Genomic DNA, 16,391 nt, shown 5'->3' on the forward strand with positions numbered 1-16,391 from the left:
CGTATGCCGAGAACGGCTTGAGCTCGGTTTGCTCGAAAGTCGGCCAAGCCCACTCGAAGCAGCTTGGAGACGCACGAGCCGACGCTCCCAAAAACCTGGACCGTTCGCAAGCGCCCAGGCGTAACAAGAGGCGGCTGATCTTGGCGGGTCTGTTTACGCAATGAAACGACCCCAGGCCTGGACGTTGGCCCAGGGCTGGGGCCGCTCGGGCTATCCGTCGGAGAGCCTATGCGTCGGAAACGCATGCAGAGCCAAGTTTCGCCTTGGACCATCGTTCCTATGGTCGATACACCAGGCTCGTCCGGTCGACAGCGAACCCCAGCCGCGCGGCTGTGACGATCAGTTACCCACCTCTGTTGGTCTGCCGGCTGGGGAACTCCGCACCGCCAAACAGGTTGCTTTCGCAATTTGGAGTTCTGGTCCCGGCGGCCAGTACCTTTGGCAGCTGACGGTATAGCAAGGGAGGATGAAGCAGCATGACCCAAGTTGATTTAGATGACGTACGTGCCCGCGCCTACAAGCTTTGGGAGGAAGCTGGTAAGCCGGAGGGCCGAATAGATGAGTTCTGGTACGAGGCGGAGCAACGGCTGAAGGAGGAAAGCCTCAGCCACGAGCTTAAGACGTCGGACAATCCCTGAGGCCATCACGGTCTATGCAGAGTGCGTTCATTGACCACCTGTCCGAACTTCGGCGGCTTGAACATCAGCTTCGGTTGGCTCGTCACGCGGCCGCGCTCATAACCGATCAGGAGACCGCGAAGCGCCTCGAAGAATTCGCTGGTGAGATCAGCCGCAGAGTTTGCAGACTGAAACTTGAGAGCCTGGAACACGAGACCAGGCGACGCGCGTACGAGCTTTGGGAGCGTGCGGGGCGGCCACACGGTAGAGATGCCGAGTTCTGGCTACGCGCGGAACGCGAAGTGCTGGACCAAGCAAAGCTTGGGAGTTGCGAAGGTTGAAAGGGGCGCGGCCCGCTGACCCGATAGAGCGGAGTGGCAAAACATCCATGAGACGCGAGGCATCACCCGCTTCGAGATACGGACGACACGCACTCTATCGTGGTCCCTTGTCTCTGGACTGGGCGCTACGCCCGGCGGTCACCTCGTTTTCCAAGGGCGACGCTGCGTCCTTGACTTCGCTGTGGTGTTCGATGGCGGCGCGCCTCCCAGTCCGTCTCAAGCGCCTGCACGGATGGAAAGAGATCAAGCGACGTATGTTCCGCTACCAGGAACAACCGGCAGGCTGCTGTCGTTCTTCCTCGGAGGAGCATCGCATGAGCTTAAGAAGGTCCATCGGAGGCCTCGGCCCCTACCCGTCGCTTTTCTTGTTGGCGCTCCCGACAGCTACCGTAGAGCCCCTGAAGCTTGTCGCGGTAGCCGTGACAGGAGAGGGGCACTGGATCACCGGGACGGCGATGATCGTGGCCTGCTACGCATTCAGCCTTCTGGTGGTCGAGCGGCTCTTCGTCATCGTGAAGCCGAAGCTGCTCACGATCCCTTGGTTCGCGAAACTCTGGAAAGCGTTCGTTTCGGTTCGGACGCGTGTGTTTGGGGTATTCCGTCCCCGCAGCACCGAGAGAGTTCTCGATCGACAGTCGGCTTCGAAATGAGCCGAGAGTCAACGCTGCCTAAGCGCCTGCAGCCGATGCTGGCGACGCTCACCGATGCGCCCTTCGACGATCCCCATTGGGTATTTGAGGACAAGTACGACGGATTCCGTATGGTCTCTGAGATCCGCGGGGGCAGGGTGGCCTTGTACAGCCGCAATGGCAAGATCATCAGCCATTCGTATGTTGAGGTTGCACAGGCCCTAGAAAGCGTGAAGGGCGACGCCGTGATCGATGGCGAGCTCGTCGCGATCGGGAAGGACGGTGTATCCCATTTCCAACTGCTACAAAATGCCCTGCGCCATGAGGCTAAGCTTTTGTATTGCGCGTTCGACCTCATGTTCGCAGACGGCGAGGACCTGCGTGGGCTGCCGCTCCTCGAACGCAAGAAGCGACTCAAGGCCATCCTGCCACACCACAAACTGATCGCATTCAGCCAGCACCGAAAAGCCGGCGGCAAAAAGTTCTTCGCCGAGGCCGAGAAGAAAGGCCTTGAAGGGATCATGGCGAAGCGCGCTGACAGCGCGTATGCATCTGGAGGCCGGACCGCGGACTGGCTCAAGGTGAAGACCGCACAGCGGCAGGAGGTGGTGATCGCCGGCTTCACGGCGCCGAGGCGAACGCGCCCCTTCTTCGGCGCCCTCGTGCTGGCGGTGCGCGAAGACGACGCATGGCGGTACATCGGCCACGTCGGCACCGGCTTCAGCCACCAAGTTCTCGAACAGCTTCACGGCAAGCTCGCGAGGCTCAAGACTGCCAAGTCGCCCTTTCCCGCCAAGGTGAAGGACGAGCGGGTCACGACCTGGGTGCGTCCTTCGTTGGTTGCGGAAGTGAAGTTCGCGGAGTGGACCAGCAAGGGCGAGCTGCGCCAGCCGGTCTATCTTGGCCTTCGGTCCGACAAGAACGCCAAGGATGTCGTTCGCGAAAAGAGCTGGTCGCGAAAATAATGCAGGCCAGCCGAAGCGTACGACCTGGAGTTTAGCCGGCGGCGCGTTCGGATGCGGAAGGCCACGGCGGCAGGGGCGGCAACCCGAGAGCCTTACGAACGGGTCCAAACGACCGCCGGTGAGCTGCGCATGCGCCTAGTCTGGCGAGCGCTTCATAATGAGCCGGCACCGGGTAGCCCTTGTGATCCGCGAAGCCATAGCCGGGGTGCCGCACGTCGAGCGCCCGCATGACCCTGTCGCGCTCGACTTTCGCGACGATGGAGGCGGCGGCGATGCTGGCCGACTTGGCGTCGCCTTTGATGATGGCTTGCTGAGGGATGTCAATTTCCTTCAAACGCTTCGCATCGATCAGCAAGTGCTGCGGCGCCAGCCCTAATCCCCGAACCGCACGCTGCATAGCCTGAATGCCTGCCCAATAGATATTGATCGCGTCGATCTCCTCGACCTCGACGAATGCCACACACCAACTCACCGCCTTCGCCTTGATCTCCTTCGCGAGTTCTTCACGAGCGGCGGCATCGAGCTTTTTCGAATCATCGATTCCGACTATCCGTGTGCCGGGTTTCAGGATCACCGCGCCAGCGGAGACTGGCCCCGCAAGAGGGCTCATTCCGGCCTCGTCCACGCCTGCCACGGCATGGTGGCCGCCTTCCCAGAGAGAGGTCTCAAAGCGAAGCATCTTGCGCAGGCGCTGTCCCTCGGACCTGTTCTCGAAGCGCCTCTTCTCGATCGAAGCCAGGATGGCGCGGGCTCCCGCGCGGGTGTCCGCCCGCAAGATCTCCTCGACCGTGGCCTCGAGCGGTCTTTTTTCGAGGACATAGCGCTGACGCAATACATCGAGCGAATATTGGGACATAGCGGCCTTCGCAAAGACTGACTGAGAGGAACGTGTCCGTGAACTTTGTGTCGATTGTCTGAAGTTGAGCCATGCCGTCTCCATCGACTGCGTAGCGCTTTGCCAAAGGAACCGGCCGCATCTCATCTGAGGTCCCGATATCGGCGCTGCCAGGCAGTTACACATCGCACCACCGACCTCTGACTGGAACCAACCGGTATCTTCATCCCTTGGAAAAGAGCGGAGCCTCACCCCAGGGTGCTTCCGAGGGACCGGCCCATGCTCCGACAGACCAGCACCGAAGAACAGATCCTAGACCGTACCGCCGAGGTCGCGGCCACCATCGCGGAAGAGGGCCTTCGCTACGTCACCGACTCCGCGCCGGGGTACACGCGCAAGCGAACCGGAACCACCTTCAGCTACTACGACAAGGACGGCAAGCGCATCACCGATGCCACTATCATCCGACGCATCAAATCGATCGGTATCCCGCCGGCCTACGAGTCCGTGTGGATCTGCCAAGCGCCGAACGGCCACATCCAGGCAACCGGGCTCGATGCGCGGGGTCGCAAGCAGTACCGCTACCACGCGAAATGGCGCGAGCTGCGCGACCAGAACAAGTACGAGCACATCATCCAGTTCGCGGCCGCGCTGCCCGCCCTGCGGGAGCGGGTCGCCGCCGACATGAAGCTGCACGGGCTGCCCCGCGAGAAGGTGCTGGCGACGATCGTCAGCCTGCTTGAGAAGACTTTGATCCGGGTCGGCAACGCGGAATACGCCGAGAAAAACAAGTCCTATGGACTGACCACCATGCGCCGCAAGCACGTTGCGGTTGGCCGGGGCGTCCTTCGGTTCGACTTCACGGGCAAGTCAGGCAAGCAGTGGAAGCTCCGCGTCGAGGATAAGCGCATAGCCGCGATTGTGAAGCGCTGCGCGGAGATACCGGGACACGAGCTCTTTAAGTACCTGGACGACGACGGACAGCCGCGCACCGTGGATTCCGGCGACGTCAATGCCTACATCAAGGACATCACGGGCGAGGACTTCAGCGCGAAGGATTTTCGGACGTGGGCAGGGACGGTTTTAGCAGCGTTGGCCCTGGCCGAATGCAAGAAGTACGATAGCCAGGCCGAGGCGAAACGCAACGTTGTCGCCGCGATCGAAAGCGTCTCGAAGCAGCTCGGCAACACACCCGCAATCTGCCGCAAGTGCTACGTGCACCCGGAAGTCTTGAACGCCTACATGTCCGGTGACCTCGTGAAGATGATCGAAGCCAAGATCGCGCAGAAGTTCAAACGCCAGTACGCCAAGCTCACGTCCGACGAGATCATGGTGCTGGCGTTTCTCCGCAAGCGTCTGGATTGTCTGAAGACCTCCGCCTAGCTTCTCGTCGCACTCGGCATACGGCGCGTTCTTGACCGTGGCGGTTGAAGTCAGGCGCGCCATCGTTCCCACGCCGGCTCTCCTGAGCTCGCTCTTCCATCATCGGCAAGGCGCAGCAGCCCAAGATGCCAACCGCTCGAACTGGGCGGGACGTTCAAGATATTCGCCTATGAGTTTCACAGCCACACTGCTTCGTGGCAGTCGCCACATCGATAGATCGGCACCATTCTGTCGTTCTTCACGTCGAGGATGGATGTGGTGTACCGCAAGGGCCCGCTGCACTTGGGACACGGTGGCCCTAGTCGCGGAGGCGGTGGCGATGGCTCAGTGTCCCTCGTCTCGGACACGATTGGACCTCGGGTGAAATGAGGTTCCTAAGTACCAAAGTAGACGCTCGCTACCTACAACATATGATGAGCCGCATTATTCCTTCGGCGGATCAGGACGCCAGACTTTCGGGACCGGGAGTTGAAGCAGAGCCTCGGAGAGTCCTAGTTGCAGGTAGGACTTTCGCAGTTGCTCGTTAGTCAATTCGTTGGCGGCCTTGATCCGCTCGATTCTGGCGGCAATCGTGTTTGCCAGCCAGTCTGTGTACTCGCCGGCCATAGGACACCTCCCTATGCAGACATTAACATAGGTTAAGCCTCTTCGGTTCCAGGAGCTAACCCCCATAATTTCAAAATGGCGATTACAGAGAAAGGCCAGTCCCGGCGACGAGCTACACCCGCTTGAGTGCGTGGCGAAGAGATGTGAGGAGAAAGTCGGACCTCCACGATTTACCGACGTTGATCGCATCGCGTAGGACCGGTTGACCTTGGAGGTCGGCGGCACCGTAGCCGCTGGCGAGAATGAAGGGCACGGACATCGAGCGGAGCGTCTCGGCAACGGGGTGATCCATTTTCCCGCCAAGTTGACGTCGAGAATGGCGGCGTCGGGCCGCTCAACCTTCAAAAGCTCCAAAGCCCCATCTATGTCTGGGACCGGACCGATCACGCGGTATCCGGCAGCCTTCAGCTCGGTGTCGAGCTCCAGTGCGATCAGGTACTCGTCTTCGACAACCAATATTCGGGGAGCGTTGTCCATGAGTGCTCCCCGGTTTTTAGGACTCCAAAGGCGCTGTGATGTGAACGCGTAAACCGGTGGGCTCATACTTCAGTTCCACAGAACCCCCTAGGCCCTGCACCGCGCTGAGATCGATCAGCCTGGAGCCGAAGCCGGAGCGGCTCGGCGGAGTGACGGGCGGGCCGTTTTCCTCGCGCCAATCGACGTGAAGGACGGGCTTGCCCTCCTCCTCCGACCTGCGCGAACCGAGGTGTACCATTCCTCCAGGCTTGGAGAACGCACCGTATTTCCAAGCGTTGGTGACCAGTTCATGCAGAATGAGGCTCATCGGCATGACCTGACGTACGCTGAGGCGAATGGCCGGTCCGGCGATCACCCGGTATCTGTCCGGGCCCGCAGCGTTCAGCGATTGCTCCACCAGAGCACTCAGATCGGCCTCGGCACTGCCGGCCAGCGCGAGGGTTTCGGCTTCGGTCACAGCTTGGAGTCGCCCTAGGAAGGCGTCCCGGTAATCCTTCGCTGACCGGCCTTCCACGTCGCCCTGATTGGCAAGAGAGCGAATGATCCCGAGGAGGTTCTTCATCCTGTGCCGCGTCTCGGCGAGGAGAATGTCTTTTTGGGCGTCGCTGTGGCGTCTGTCGGTCACGTCCTCGAACAGGATCAGGACACTGGAGCTGTTATTATCGGGGTGAACCAGACGACGGGCGCTGACCAGCATCGTTCGCGGTCCGATGGCCGGAAAATTGGTTGCAACTTCGTAGCCGACGACGGCGGTGGACCTTGGAATGATCTCGCCGACGAGGCGCCTGAGTTCGGGAATGTCCCATTGACCGTCGCCGAGGTCGAAAAGGCTGCGCCCAACCGTGTCGTCCCGTCCAACCCTGAAGGTCTCGTAGAACCCGCGGTTGGCTGTCAGAACACATCCCCCTTGGTCAAGCACAAGGAGGGGTTCCTCGAGGGTGTCGACGATCCCTTGTGCCTGGACATGCTCGCTGCGCAGAAGTCGGTACAAGTCTTCGAGATTCATCGGCCGCTCGCCTCGCAATGTTTCCCACTAGGCTAATATGTGGCTAAACCGTACACAAACAAAATGGGCTGTTGACCGTCCGCGCAGCGCTGGGCGCCCCCGACGATTTCGCGTCAACGGCCGAATTGACCCAATTGCCGCTGAATCCTTGGTTTGAGCCGCTTACACCTCTTGAGCCATTTCTGAAGAGTTCCGACAAGGTTATGAAAGATACTCCTCGCGGGGCGACCGGCACCGGCGCACGGTCGGCCATCACAGCCCGGACCTCGGCTACTATCTGTGATGAGAACGCCGGTAGCGCTCCCGCCCTCCTCGAACAAGGGAGCAGCGCCATGACGAAGCGGCGTCGTTTCAAACAGACTAGATCTCTGGAAGAGCGCCTTGCCGAAGAGGCTCAGCGTTTGCGCGAAGAAGCGAGCCTGCTTCCGCACGGGCCTCTACGGGAGCAGGTCATCCGGAAGGCGCGGCAATGTGAGACCGGCTCGCACATGAGCGATTGGCTGCGGTCGCCGGGATTGAAGCCGCCCGAGTGAGCCGCTCTAAGTTAGAAACTGCTGCAGCGGCGGCTGGTTGACCCTTCATGGCAGAGTCGTTCGGCAGAGAGTTTACAATCGTGGAGGCGACGTCGGACTCGGGATCGACGGAAATATGGCTTGCTTTCGCCAAGCCAAGCCAGGCGGTGACGCTGGTCCTTGCGGCCGTGCCGGAAGGCTGGACAGCACACATCCTACCGGCGGTCCTGTCTGAAAAGCAGCAAAAGATGTTCGAAGAGGTCGAACTCAAGCCCGGCGAGGTTTACCGGCTTTCTTCGGAATAGGATGCTCCATCGTCGTTTGTTACGACGAAGGGCAGAGGAGGTGCAGAGCAGCTAAGTGCTCTCCCGACCCAAGCGAGGCCCAATAGCAAACCCTCCTTCTGCGAGAGCTTCAGCTCCAAAGATACAGCGCTCCCGATGCCGTGCTATGATACCGATTGAGGCTTTTGCCAGTTGGTGGATCGCCTGAAGGGTTCACTCCCCGTTTGGAGCTGGGCGGTGCAGGATGGTTCATGTCGAAGATAATGCGCCAGGATCCGGTGGCCACGACAGTACATCAGTTCGTGTGCCCAGCTTGCGAGGGCATTGACGAGATCGAAACCCGAGTTCAAGCCCAATCGCGTCGTTCCGGACGGTCAGGCGAAAGCCCGCCCTGCGGTGCGAGCGGCTTGAGAAGACCTGAAGTGGCAGGGACGTTCACCTGCGCTCCTCCCCCGTTCGGCTGTTCATTCCGGCCCGTTCTGTCCTCCGTTCTGTTCGACCGGGCTGCGGGCTTGAGGCGACTGCGGTGGGCATTGCGCTTGCGTCGCTTACTTCATCCCGGGCCCATCGTCGGCTGTAATCCCGCTCGTCCTCTTCATCCTCACGGCCACCTGACCGCCGCTGTCACTGAGCTTCTGCGAAGCACGCTGCATAAATTATCTGAAGCCAATCGGTATTCAGAGGCTCTGCTGCAGGAGCCCGCTTGCCACCATAGCCTCCGTCCTTAGGCTTCATGCTCGCTCGGCGACAGACCCGGCGGCCCAGACGGCGATCGCGTCCGCGGTGAGCCGGGTGGACGTAGTCGCCAAGGCCCAGGAGTCTGCGCGATACCGCAGACAGCAACCGCCTCGACCTCGCGCCATACATCGAAGCCCTTGCGGAAGCCTCGCCGACTTCCATCGTGGCGTACGCACGATCTCTATTGCTATCCGCTGCTTGATCGGCATCACCTACTTGGGATCGAGCCAGGGGTCGATCCCAGCGAGCGTTATTCGGCCTGTTCGATAGCGGCTGGCATTTTTGCCACCGACATCAGCGATCGAGCGACTTGGTTCAGCAGCTGATCGGAATTCTCCTCCTCCGCAAGCGACTTCGACAACAGCGCGACGACCGCACTGTGGCGTAGCTGCTGGGCAAGATTCTTCGCCGTCGTGTAAGCCGAAATTTCGTAGTGCTCCACACGCTGGGCCGCTCCAATGAGGGCGAGGTCGGCCGCCGCGTCTTCCTTTTCCTCTCCTTCAGCCATGATTTCCTGGCCTTCTTCGATAAGGCCCGTCATGCCCTTGCAAGGCTTCGCCCGGACGGTCTTGCCCAGCAACTCGAAGCACTCATTGATGCGCTCCACCTGATTTTCAGTCTCCGCGAGATGCTGCTCAAACAGCTCACGCAGCTGATCGAAGCGAGCTGCCTCCGCCATCTTAGGAAGCGCCTTGGTCAGTTGCTTTTCCGCGTGCAGGATGTCGCGGAGCTCATCGAACAACAAATCACTCAGACCGGCCTGGTCGTCCGGGGGCGAACTTTCCGCGACAATCGCGGCCGAGGCGCCGGGTTCGGCCTGAATCGCCGGCGATTCAGTGAAGACCCAGCCATTGCCCTCGTTCCATGGACCGCGGGTATCGATCTCACCATGGTCGCCTGTTCCGGTGGAATCATTGAAGAATTGGTCGACCAGTCCGGGGGTCGGAGCGATGCGGCCAATGCTGAAAGCTGGCTTAGCCATGCTCTCGAGCGCCAGCGCGAACGCTCTCATGTGGGTGATTTCTCGAGTCATCAGGAATTGGAGCGCGTCCTTGGTGCCGGCGTCGTCGCAGAAATTGATCAGCCGCTCATAGACGATCTTGGCCCGTGCTTCGGCCGCGATGTTGCTGCGCAGATCGACGTCGAGCTCGCCGGTGATCTTCAGGTAGTCGGCCGTCCATGCATTCCCCTGGGAATTGAACAGGTTCACGCCACCGCCGCCAGCGATGGCAATCAGGGGATCGGCCTCGGCGGCCTGGCGATCGAACTTTGCCGGCTTGAGGTGCATGCGGGCAAGCGTCCCCACGACTTCGAGGTGGCTCAGTTCTTCCGTGCCAATATCCATCAGCAGGTCCTTGCGATCGGGATCCTCGCAGTTGAGCCCCTGTATTGAATATTGCATCGCAGCGGCGAGCTCGCCGTTGGCGCCACCGAACTGTTCAAGAAGCATGTTGCCAAAACGAGGGTCCGGTTCGTCGACGCGAACAGTGAACATCAGCTTCTTGACATGGTGGTACATTGAAAGGCCTCGGGATGAGAGGGGAGATCATCGCGAACGGAAGCCAGGATCGTTTGTTCCTATCGGGCGGGGGGATTCTGCCTGAGCGCCGCACCACGGCGCTCGCTGTTTGGAAGTCGGATTGGACGGAAGGGGGGACCTCGGCGGCGGGTGGAGCGTTGAAAACGTACTTACCTTTCCGGTCTTGAGACATGTTCAAAATAGCTAGATTTTCAGCAAGGCGCCTTGGCCGCAGGCCAAGCTTTCCGGTGACTGTCCGACCTACCAGAGCGGATGTCGCGGTGGCACATTCTATCGCTCGCAACACCGCGCCTGCTCCGGAGCACGTGGCCCGCGCCCTGACTTGGGGCGCCGATGAGAAGGTCCTGCTGGTCCTGGCAGCCGCCGGCTGGCTTGCTTGCCGGGGCTGTGGGGTGCCGCTGCGACGCGCAGGCAATCACGCTCTGCTCGTGACTGTCGCTGCTTCGCTGCTTCCCCATGGTTTGAAAGTTGTTTTCGACCAAACTCGGCCGGACCGTCGAACGGTGATCGGGCATGTGCACGGCGCCCCGCTTTCCGGCAAACGAAAGGATGCTTTTCCCTCAGGTCATGCGCTGCACATGGGCGCGCTGGCCTCGGCTGCCAGCGCATTGCCGGCCGGCCCACGGCAGGCGATCCGAGCGCTTGCGGTCGGGCTGTCGCTCATAGTGATTCTGGCCCATTGGGCGAGCGATGTCGTTGCCGGCTTCGCGCTTGGCGCGGTTCTCGAACGTGCCCTTCGGCTCTGGACCGGCTACCCGAACGGCATTTCAGCGGAGGACGATCATGCCGACTCTTGAGGACCTGAAGGGATACATGGAGCGCGCAACCGGTCTGAAGCGCCCCGGCAAGCGGAAGGCTATGGATCTCGCGCGAGCGCGAAAGCCTGTTACGGTTCGCTTTAAGGACGACGGTCTCATTCCAAATCACCCGCGATTGCCGCTCATACTCTATCGAAACGCGGTCGCCTTCGATGAGGGGCTGGATGCTGCAGCCGTGATCGAAGACCTGTTTGAAGCGAACGGATGGGGAGACAGCTGGCGGAACGGCGTCTATGACTATGTGCATTATCACTCCAGGATCCATGAGGTGCTCGGCATTGCGCGCGGTAAGGGGCGCGTTCGGTTCGGCGGCAACAAGGGAAGGATTTTCACGCTGAAGGCTGGAGACGTCGCAGTTCTTCCCGCCGGCACAGGCCATCAGTGCCTTTCCGCAGACGATGAGTTCCTCGTCGTCGGGGCCTACCCGCTGACCGGCACATACGACGAGTGCACAAGCGTCGAAGACCGTCCGCGGGCGTTGAAGGCCATTCCGAAGGTGTCGGTGCCGCGCAAGGATCCGGTCTTTGGGGCCGGCGGGCCGCTCTCGAAAATCTGGAAGAAAGCGAAATGACCGAGTATGTCATCCGCTTCCTTGTCGGGGGTGCCGTCGTATCGGCCTTCGCGATGCTCGGAGATCTCCTGCGCCCAAAGAGCTTCGCCGGCCTGTTCGGAGCAGCGCCCTCGGTCGCGCTCGCCACGCTTGGCATCGCGCTATATCAACACGGGGTCAACTACGCCGCCTTGCAAGCCCAGGCGATGATTGCAGGAGCGATTGCGCTCGCCATCTACAGTGTCGTCGTCTGCCATCTGCTTGTCCGAGCAAAGCTGCGAGCGGTCGCGGCTACGTTGCTGTCACTCGTGGTTTGGTTGGTCGCCGCCTTCGGGCTGCTAATCTTCGCCGGAGGCCAGTTGTGAGCCCGATCCATTTTTCGCCGTCATCTCTCAAGCAGGGCCGCTGGTACGAATATCTGATCCGCTTCGCACTCGGCGGCGCTGCCACCGTCTTTACTGGCCTCGTCAGCAGCCGCTATGGGGCAGTCATGGGGGGCGTTTTCTTGCCCTTCCAGCCATATTCTGCGCGAGCGCGACATTGATCGAGAAGCACGAAATCCGCCGCAAGCGCGAAGCGGGTCTCGCCGGCGAGCGCCGCGGGCAGATGGCGGCGGCCATCGACGCCGCTGGTGCTGCGCTCGGCGCGCTTGGCATGCTGGCCTTTGCGGTCGGTTTTGCGATGCTGATTCTACACAGCAACATTCCCGCCGCCTTCGTCGGCGCGTCACTCGCTTGGTTGACGATCGCGGTTCTGGCTTGGTACGTGCGCCGGAAAATGCGATCGATGCGGACAGTGCAACAGATCAGCGGCTCCGCGAGGTCGCGAACGCGATAGGACTGATCGGACGGCTGGCGGCCTCTCGTCCCGGCCGAGCTCCTTTCCAGGCAATCACGTCGATATCGGCCTCGGTCCCCGTCGCTGGCGCTGGATGTTAATTCACAACGATAAGAGGTCGAGGAAACTCTATTTAGGACATTGGGCGCAGCCGAAATCCCGCACGCCAACAGCCACGCTGTTCGAGACGTGGGTGCGAGGGAGTGCCAAGTGAGCGGACTTGCAGCAGATCATCCCATGACTTGGCACGGGGAAGGAGACGCGAGGAACCGCGGTGAACAGCGCGTGTTGAAAGCAAGACCGCCCAGTTGGTGCCTGCGGCTTGTGTAAGGTTCAAAATGGCTGACGAAACGATCACAACCACTGGGATAGCGGCGCACGGCGCCTCTCGCCTGCCATGGGTTGAGATCGACAGTTTCAATCTTGAACTGAAAGATGAGGACGAATTCCTCGGGGACCGCGCCAGCAAGGGCGCCTTCCGAGAAACTCTCGAAAAGTGGCGGAAGGCGCTGCGAAAATCCGGCGAAGACCCATTCGGAAAGGAGCTTTCCGAAGACATCAGCAAGAAGGATCTCGACGCCGTCCTTGGCGGCGACGATGCTGAAGCATCGGTCGTCGTCCACAGCGCCATCGAGGATTTCGCACAGGAGCTCGCCCGCGTAACGCGCCGCTTCCTCAAAACCAAGGCCTGGGATAAGACCGAGCGCATCGTGGTAGGCGGCGGCTTTCGGGACAGCCGATTGGGCGAACTCGCCATCGCGCGAGCCGAAATCCTCCTCAAGGCGGAAAACTTCAAGGTTGAGATGCTCCCGATCCATTCTCACCCGGACGACGCCGGCCTTATTGGCGCGCTATATCTCGCTCCATCCTGGATCTTCGAAGCTCACGACTCCATCCTTGCAGTGGACATCGGAGGCACGAACATCCGCTGCGGCGTCGTGGAAACCCGTCGCAAGAAGGCGCCGGACCTCTCCAAGGCATGCGTGTGGAAGTTCGAACTATGGCGTCATGCCGACGAGGAGCCGTCGCGTGCGAACGCCGTGAAGCGCCTGGTCAAGATGCTCAAAGAACTGATCGCGAAGGCGGAAGACGAGGGATTCAAGCTCGCACCATTCATCGGCATCGCATGCCCAGGCGTCATCGAGAGCGACGGTTCGATCGAGAAGGGCGCGCAGAACTTGCCCGGTAACTGGGAGAGCAGCAAGTTCAATTTGCCCGCAAGTCTCGTCGAAGCGATCCCGCAGATCGGGAAGAACGACGCCGCCATCGTCATGCACAACGATGGGGTGGTGCAGGGATTGTCCGAGGTCCCCTTCATGCAGGACGTGAAGCGTTGGGGCGTACTGACGATCGGCACCGGCCTCGGCAACGCCCGCTTTACCAACCGCGAGGGAAAAGGCGAAGGCTGAGTCTATCAGACCGCCGCGCTGGTCGAGCTCCATGGCCTTTTTTGTGCTCAGCTAAGGGATCGCTTCGCCCCGCCAAAGTGAGCTTGCGATCGGTTCGCAGGCGCGATCAACAAACAGCGACCTCTTTCGCCACGGGCGACTTTTTGCCGCTTGTCGGGCGACGTTTCAACGAAGGAACCTCGCTCATTTGGCGGCTTTATCACCGGAGGGATGTACGATTTTGGTCGCGGGCGGCCCAGCGTGTCGCTGACGGCTGGCCGTTGAAGAGGCTGCGGCTAGCCGACACTTCACGATCGCACAGAAACTGAAGGAGGCCCGTCGTGACCCAACCGACCGAAAAGGAAATGGAGAAGCGCGCCTATGAAATATGGGAGCGGAGCGGAAAACCCGAAGGCAGGGAGGAAGAATTCTGGCAGCTGGCGGAGCAGGAACTGCGAAACGAGGATAAGTCATCTCCCCTCCGCACTCCAGACAGCCTGTAAACGAGATGAAGCGTTAACCGTATGTCTCATTCCGCCGCAGCCGAAACCATATTGCTGTACTTTGTGCTGCCCCTCTGGCTATTGGCCGGGTTTGCTGACTACCTTTGCCATCGTGCTTCTCGGATTGAGATAACCAGCGGCTATAAGGAAACTCTGCTTCATCTGTTGATGTTGATCGAATTGGCGATACCGCTGCTGGCGGCGATTTTTTTGGAGATTAACGCTCTTATTGTCGCGACTATGATCGCAGGCTTTATTGCGCATCAGCTGACAGCTCTCTGGGACACAACATTCGCCAGCCTTAAGCGGTTCATCACGCCCATCGAACAGCAGGTCCATAGTTTTCTTGAACTGATGCCACTCATGGCGATGGTTATCGTGATTATCTTGAACTGGCCGCAGTTCCTTAGCCTCTGGGGGATGGGGTCTGAGCCCGCACGTTACGAACTCGTCCTGAAGCGAGAGCCATTACCCTGGACCTACGTGGCTGCATTCTTATTCGCAGTCCTGCTGTTTGAAGTCCTTCCTTATATGGAGGAATTCGTTCGAGGTTTGCGGTCGCGCAAGAGGGCTTAGCTCCCAACGCGGAGGACCATCAATGAAGGTTGCGGTCATCGGAGGGACGGGATTGTTAGGGTCCGCGATTGTGGCTGACCTGTCCTCGCGCGGCCACTCAGTAATTTCCATGAGTAGAAGCGCCGGCATCGCGATTCCGGGCGCTATCTCGGTCGACCTTAACGAGGCGACGTCTGCCTCTTACTGGCTGCCCCATCTCGATGGCGTAGAGGCCGTAGTCAATTGCGCCGGGGTGCTCCAAGATAGCCCAAAAGAATCAACGTCAATGGTCCATCACCACGGCATCGCGAATCTCTTTGCCGCGTGTGAGCAACTCAAAATCCGCCGCGTCATCCATTTCTCCGCGATCGGGGTAGACCGGCAAACTCCCAGCGCGTTTTCAGAAACCAAATTGTCTGGCGACAAGGCTCTGATGGGCCGTGACCTCGACTGGATCATCTTGCGACCGTCTGTCGTGATCGGTCGGGCGGCCTATGGGGCCAGCGCGCTCATGCGAGGCCTGGCAGCCCTTCCGGCTTTGCCGGTGATGCCGAACACGGGACAGCTCCAGATCGTCCTGCTTGAGGACGTCGTGCAAACCGTGCAGCATTTTCTAGAGCCCGGTGCGCCCACACGGACAATTGTCGAACTTGTCGGCCCGCATCGCCATTCTTTCCCCGAAGTCATCGCACTGATCCGCCGTTGGTACCGTTGGCCTCCGGCGCACGAGATCCGCTTGCCGAACTTTGCTTCAAGTGTGATGTACAAGTTCGGTGACATTATATCGCTTTTGGGCTGGCGGCCTCCCGTACGGAGCACTGCCGAGCGGGAGATTAGGCGAGGCGCGGTCGGCGATGTTGGAGACATGCGGCGGCTTGGGCTGCATCCAAAAGGGCTTCCGGAGTTCTTCGCCTCCGAACCAGCTTCAGTGCAGGAACGCTGGTTTGCGCGCATGTACTTGCTTAAACCAGCGATATTTATCGTGTTGTCTCTATTCTGGATCTCGACCGCCTTTGTCTCGCTGGGCCCGGGTTGGGGCTACGGTATGGGCCTCATGGGCGAGGGCGGTGTCGAAGGAACGAGTGCGGCGGTCACGGTGATCGCCGGCGCATTATCCGATCTGCTGATTGGACTCGCGATTGCCTATCGACCAACCAGCCGGTACGGGCTCTATGCCGCCATCGCGATCTCCTTCACTTACGCGATCATCGGGACCATCCTTGTGCCTCGCCTATGGACCGATCCTCTAGGGCCGATGTTGAAAATCTGGCCGATTATCGTCCTGCATTTCGCCGCGCTAGCTCTTCTTGAAGATCGATGATGCTGTACTTCGTTCTCAAATACTTACATATCGTCGGCGCTGCGGTCTTACTTGGCACAGGATCCGGCATTGCGTTTTTCATGCTTGCAGCTCACCTCGGCGGAAAACCCTCCGTCATCGCAGGCGTCGCCCGAATTGTCGTGATTGCAGATTTTATCTTCACAGCCACCGCTGTCGTTGCACAGCCCGTCACAGGCTCGCTGCTTGTGCTGCACGTCGGCTACTCCTTCTGGGAAGGATGGATCATTTGGTCGATCGTGCTGTATCTCATCACGGGGGCACTATGGCTGCCCGTTGTTTGGATGCAAATCCGCCTGAGGGATCTTGCCTCAACCGCAGCGGCAAAAGGTGCGCTTCTGCCTCCTGAATATCACCGACTTTTCTGGCTGTGGTTCGCCTTCGGCATTCCAGCGTTCACTGCCGTAGCCGCTATACTCTGGCTGATGATAGCCAAACCCCAACCTGCGGTTTTTTGAAAGATGGGAG

At 60.1% G+C, this 16,391-nt stretch carries 19 protein-coding genes and 1 pseudogene; 16 read left to right on the forward strand and 4 right to left on the reverse strand.

All coding sequences use genetic code 11. The annotated features are described in order from the left end of the window. The first annotated feature begins 476 nt into the window (after nt 1–476). The 4 genes from A3AS_RS45965 to ligD all read left to right on the forward strand — a co-directional run bounded on the left by A3AS_RS45965 (nt 477) and on the right by ligD (nt 2,552). Nucleotides 477–638 (forward strand): DUF2934 domain-containing protein, encoded by a 162-nt coding sequence (locus tag A3AS_RS45965; protein ID WP_018321988.1) that lies wholly within the window; start codon nt 477–479, stop codon nt 636–638. Nucleotides 639–652: 14 nt separating this feature from the next. Next, the gene (locus A3AS_RS45970; RefSeq protein WP_018321989.1) at nt 653–958 is read left to right on the forward strand and encodes a DUF2934 domain-containing protein; all 306 of its coding nucleotides are present in this window, start codon (nt 653–655) and stop codon (nt 956–958) included. A gap of 107 nt (nt 959–1,065) precedes the next feature. Beyond that, nucleotides 1,066–1,608, forward strand: a complete 543-nt coding sequence (locus tag A3AS_RS48645) for a hypothetical protein (RefSeq protein ID WP_210163482.1) — start codon at nt 1,066–1,068, stop codon at nt 1,606–1,608. Then, on the forward strand, nt 1,605–2,552 hold the full coding sequence (gene ligD, locus A3AS_RS0134220) for a non-homologous end-joining DNA ligase (RefSeq protein WP_018321991.1): 948 nt from the start codon (nt 1,605–1,607) through the stop codon (nt 2,550–2,552). The genes A3AS_RS48645 and ligD overlap by 4 nt, the downstream gene beginning before the upstream one ends. A 31-nt stretch (nt 2,553–2,583) precedes the next feature. Here ligD and A3AS_RS0134225 read toward each other — a convergent pair whose 3' ends face one another. Continuing rightward, nucleotides 2,584–3,408: a ribonuclease HII gene (locus A3AS_RS0134225; protein ID WP_018321992.1), complete on the reverse strand. Its 825-nt coding sequence runs from the start codon at nt 3,406–3,408 to the stop codon at nt 2,584–2,586. A gap of 258 nt (nt 3,409–3,666) precedes the next feature. Between A3AS_RS0134225 and A3AS_RS0134230 the strand changes: the two genes are divergently transcribed. Then, the gene (locus A3AS_RS0134230; RefSeq protein WP_018321993.1) at nt 3,667–4,770 is read left to right on the forward strand and encodes a DNA topoisomerase IB; all 1,104 of its coding nucleotides are present in this window, start codon (nt 3,667–3,669) and stop codon (nt 4,768–4,770) included. Between the two features lie 423 nt (nt 4,771–5,193). On the opposite strand, the gene A3AS_RS49470 is transcribed toward A3AS_RS0134230, so the two are convergent. Together A3AS_RS49470 and A3AS_RS0134245 are read right to left on the reverse strand one after the other, a co-directional pair. After that, complete coding sequence (locus A3AS_RS49470) at nt 5,194–5,853, reverse strand: hypothetical protein (protein WP_245283344.1); 660 nt, start codon at nt 5,851–5,853, stop codon at nt 5,194–5,196. 16 nt (nt 5,854–5,869) lie between these two features. After that, entirely contained in the window at nt 5,870–6,859 is a 990-nt protein-coding gene (locus A3AS_RS0134245; protein ID WP_018321995.1) for a sensor histidine kinase, read from the reverse strand. Between the two features lie 71 nt (nt 6,860–6,930). On the opposite strand from A3AS_RS0134245, the gene A3AS_RS50180 reads away from it, so the two are divergent. Continuing rightward, entirely contained in the window at nt 6,931–7,392 is a 462-nt protein-coding gene (locus tag A3AS_RS50180) for a hypothetical protein (RefSeq protein WP_371260735.1), read from the forward strand. A 47-nt stretch (nt 7,393–7,439) separates the two neighbouring features. After that, entirely contained in the window at nt 7,440–7,676 is a 237-nt protein-coding gene (locus A3AS_RS44190) for a hypothetical protein (protein WP_018321997.1), read from the forward strand. Nucleotides 7,677–8,643: 967 nt separating this feature from the next. Here A3AS_RS44190 and A3AS_RS0134265 read toward each other — a convergent pair. Further along, nucleotides 8,644–9,912, reverse strand: a complete 1,269-nt coding sequence (locus A3AS_RS0134265; RefSeq protein WP_018321999.1) for a DUF892 family protein — start codon at nt 9,910–9,912, stop codon at nt 8,644–8,646. Nucleotides 9,913–10,103: 191 nt separating this feature from the next. On the opposite strand from A3AS_RS0134265, the gene A3AS_RS44195 reads away from it, so the two are divergent. The 9 genes and pseudogenes from A3AS_RS44195 to A3AS_RS0134310 all read left to right on the forward strand — a co-directional run bounded on the left by A3AS_RS44195 (nt 10,104) and on the right by A3AS_RS0134310 (nt 16,381). After that, complete coding sequence (locus tag A3AS_RS44195) at nt 10,104–10,730, forward strand: phosphatase PAP2 family protein (RefSeq protein ID WP_018322000.1); 627 nt, start codon at nt 10,104–10,106, stop codon at nt 10,728–10,730. Continuing rightward, nucleotides 10,717–11,322 carry a cupin domain-containing protein gene (locus A3AS_RS0134275; RefSeq protein WP_018322001.1) on the forward strand — a complete coding sequence of 202 codons (606 nt, stop codon included), beginning with the start codon at nt 10,717–10,719 and terminating at the stop codon, nt 11,320–11,322. Before A3AS_RS44195 ends, A3AS_RS0134275 begins: the two co-directional genes overlap by 14 nt. Next, a complete protein-coding gene (locus tag A3AS_RS0134280) occupies nt 11,319–11,666 on the forward strand; it encodes a DUF3147 family protein (RefSeq protein ID WP_018322002.1) in 348 nt (115 codons plus the stop codon). The genes A3AS_RS0134275 and A3AS_RS0134280 overlap by 4 nt, the downstream gene beginning before the upstream one ends. After that, nucleotides 11,663–12,138, forward strand: a pseudogene (locus tag A3AS_RS0134285) (DUF3147 family protein). The gene A3AS_RS0134280 and the pseudogene A3AS_RS0134285 overlap by 4 nt, the downstream one beginning before the upstream one ends. A 338-nt stretch (nt 12,139–12,476) precedes the next feature. Beyond that, nucleotides 12,477–13,547, forward strand: coding sequence for an ROK family protein (locus tag A3AS_RS0134290; protein ID WP_018322003.1), 1,071 nt, complete (start codon nt 12,477–12,479; stop codon nt 13,545–13,547). Between the two features lie 344 nt (nt 13,548–13,891). After that, nucleotides 13,892–14,029, forward strand: coding sequence for a DUF2934 domain-containing protein (locus A3AS_RS45975; RefSeq protein ID WP_371260736.1), 138 nt, complete (start codon nt 13,892–13,894; stop codon nt 14,027–14,029). A gap of 21 nt (nt 14,030–14,050) precedes the next feature. After that, nucleotides 14,051–14,605 carry a hypothetical protein gene (locus A3AS_RS0134300; RefSeq protein ID WP_026202653.1) on the forward strand — a complete coding sequence of 185 codons (555 nt, stop codon included), beginning with the start codon at nt 14,051–14,053 and terminating at the stop codon, nt 14,603–14,605. A gap of 22 nt (nt 14,606–14,627) precedes the next feature. Beyond that, nucleotides 14,628–15,905, forward strand: a complete 1,278-nt coding sequence (locus tag A3AS_RS0134305) for an SDR family oxidoreductase (RefSeq protein ID WP_026202654.1) — start codon at nt 14,628–14,630, stop codon at nt 15,903–15,905. Next, nucleotides 15,905–16,381 (forward strand): DUF2269 domain-containing protein, encoded by a 477-nt coding sequence (locus A3AS_RS0134310; RefSeq protein WP_049815071.1) that lies wholly within the window; start codon nt 15,905–15,907, stop codon nt 16,379–16,381. Before A3AS_RS0134305 ends, A3AS_RS0134310 begins: the two co-directional genes overlap by 1 nt. Nucleotides 16,382–16,391: the final 10 nt, after the last annotated feature.

It is taken from the genome of Bradyrhizobium sp. WSM2793 (genome assembly GCF_000379585.1).
Classification (GTDB): Bacteria; Pseudomonadota; Alphaproteobacteria; order Rhizobiales; family Xanthobacteraceae; genus Bradyrhizobium.

Coding starts and splice junctions, on each gene's coding strand:
- A3AS_RS44195 (WP_018322000.1), top strand. CDS start 10,104: ATGTTCAAAATAGCTAGATTTTCAGCAAGGCGCCTTGGCCGCAGGCCA.
- A3AS_RS0134310 (WP_049815071.1), top strand. CDS start 15,905: ATGCTGTACTTCGTTCTCAAATACTTACATATCGTCGGCGCTGCGGTC.
- A3AS_RS0134265 (WP_018321999.1), bottom strand. CDS start 9,912: ATGTACCACCATGTCAAGAAGCTGATGTTCACTGTTCGCGTCGACGAA.
- A3AS_RS45975 (WP_371260736.1), top strand. CDS start 13,892: ATGGAGAAGCGCGCCTATGAAATATGGGAGCGGAGCGGAAAACCCGAA.
- A3AS_RS0134280 (WP_018322002.1), top strand. CDS start 11,319: ATGACCGAGTATGTCATCCGCTTCCTTGTCGGGGGTGCCGTCGTATCG.
- A3AS_RS0134230 (WP_018321993.1), top strand. CDS start 3,667: ATGCTCCGACAGACCAGCACCGAAGAACAGATCCTAGACCGTACCGCC.
- A3AS_RS0134290 (WP_018322003.1), top strand. CDS start 12,477: ATGGCTGACGAAACGATCACAACCACTGGGATAGCGGCGCACGGCGCC.
- A3AS_RS0134300 (WP_026202653.1), top strand. CDS start 14,051: ATGTCTCATTCCGCCGCAGCCGAAACCATATTGCTGTACTTTGTGCTG.
- A3AS_RS0134225 (WP_018321992.1), bottom strand. CDS start 3,408: ATGTCCCAATATTCGCTCGATGTATTGCGTCAGCGCTATGTCCTCGAA.
- A3AS_RS45965 (WP_018321988.1), top strand. CDS start 477: ATGACCCAAGTTGATTTAGATGACGTACGTGCCCGCGCCTACAAGCTT.
- A3AS_RS49470 (WP_245283344.1), bottom strand. CDS start 5,853: ATGGACAACGCTCCCCGAATATTGGTTGTCGAAGACGAGTACCTGATC.
- A3AS_RS0134275 (WP_018322001.1), top strand. CDS start 10,717: ATGCCGACTCTTGAGGACCTGAAGGGATACATGGAGCGCGCAACCGGT.
- ligD (WP_018321991.1), top strand. CDS start 1,605: ATGAGCCGAGAGTCAACGCTGCCTAAGCGCCTGCAGCCGATGCTGGCG.
- A3AS_RS45970 (WP_018321989.1), top strand. CDS start 653: ATGCAGAGTGCGTTCATTGACCACCTGTCCGAACTTCGGCGGCTTGAA.
- A3AS_RS0134305 (WP_026202654.1), top strand. CDS start 14,628: ATGAAGGTTGCGGTCATCGGAGGGACGGGATTGTTAGGGTCCGCGATT.
- A3AS_RS0134245 (WP_018321995.1), bottom strand. CDS start 6,859: ATGAATCTCGAAGACTTGTACCGACTTCTGCGCAGCGAGCATGTCCAG.
- A3AS_RS44190 (WP_018321997.1), top strand. CDS start 7,440: ATGGCAGAGTCGTTCGGCAGAGAGTTTACAATCGTGGAGGCGACGTCG.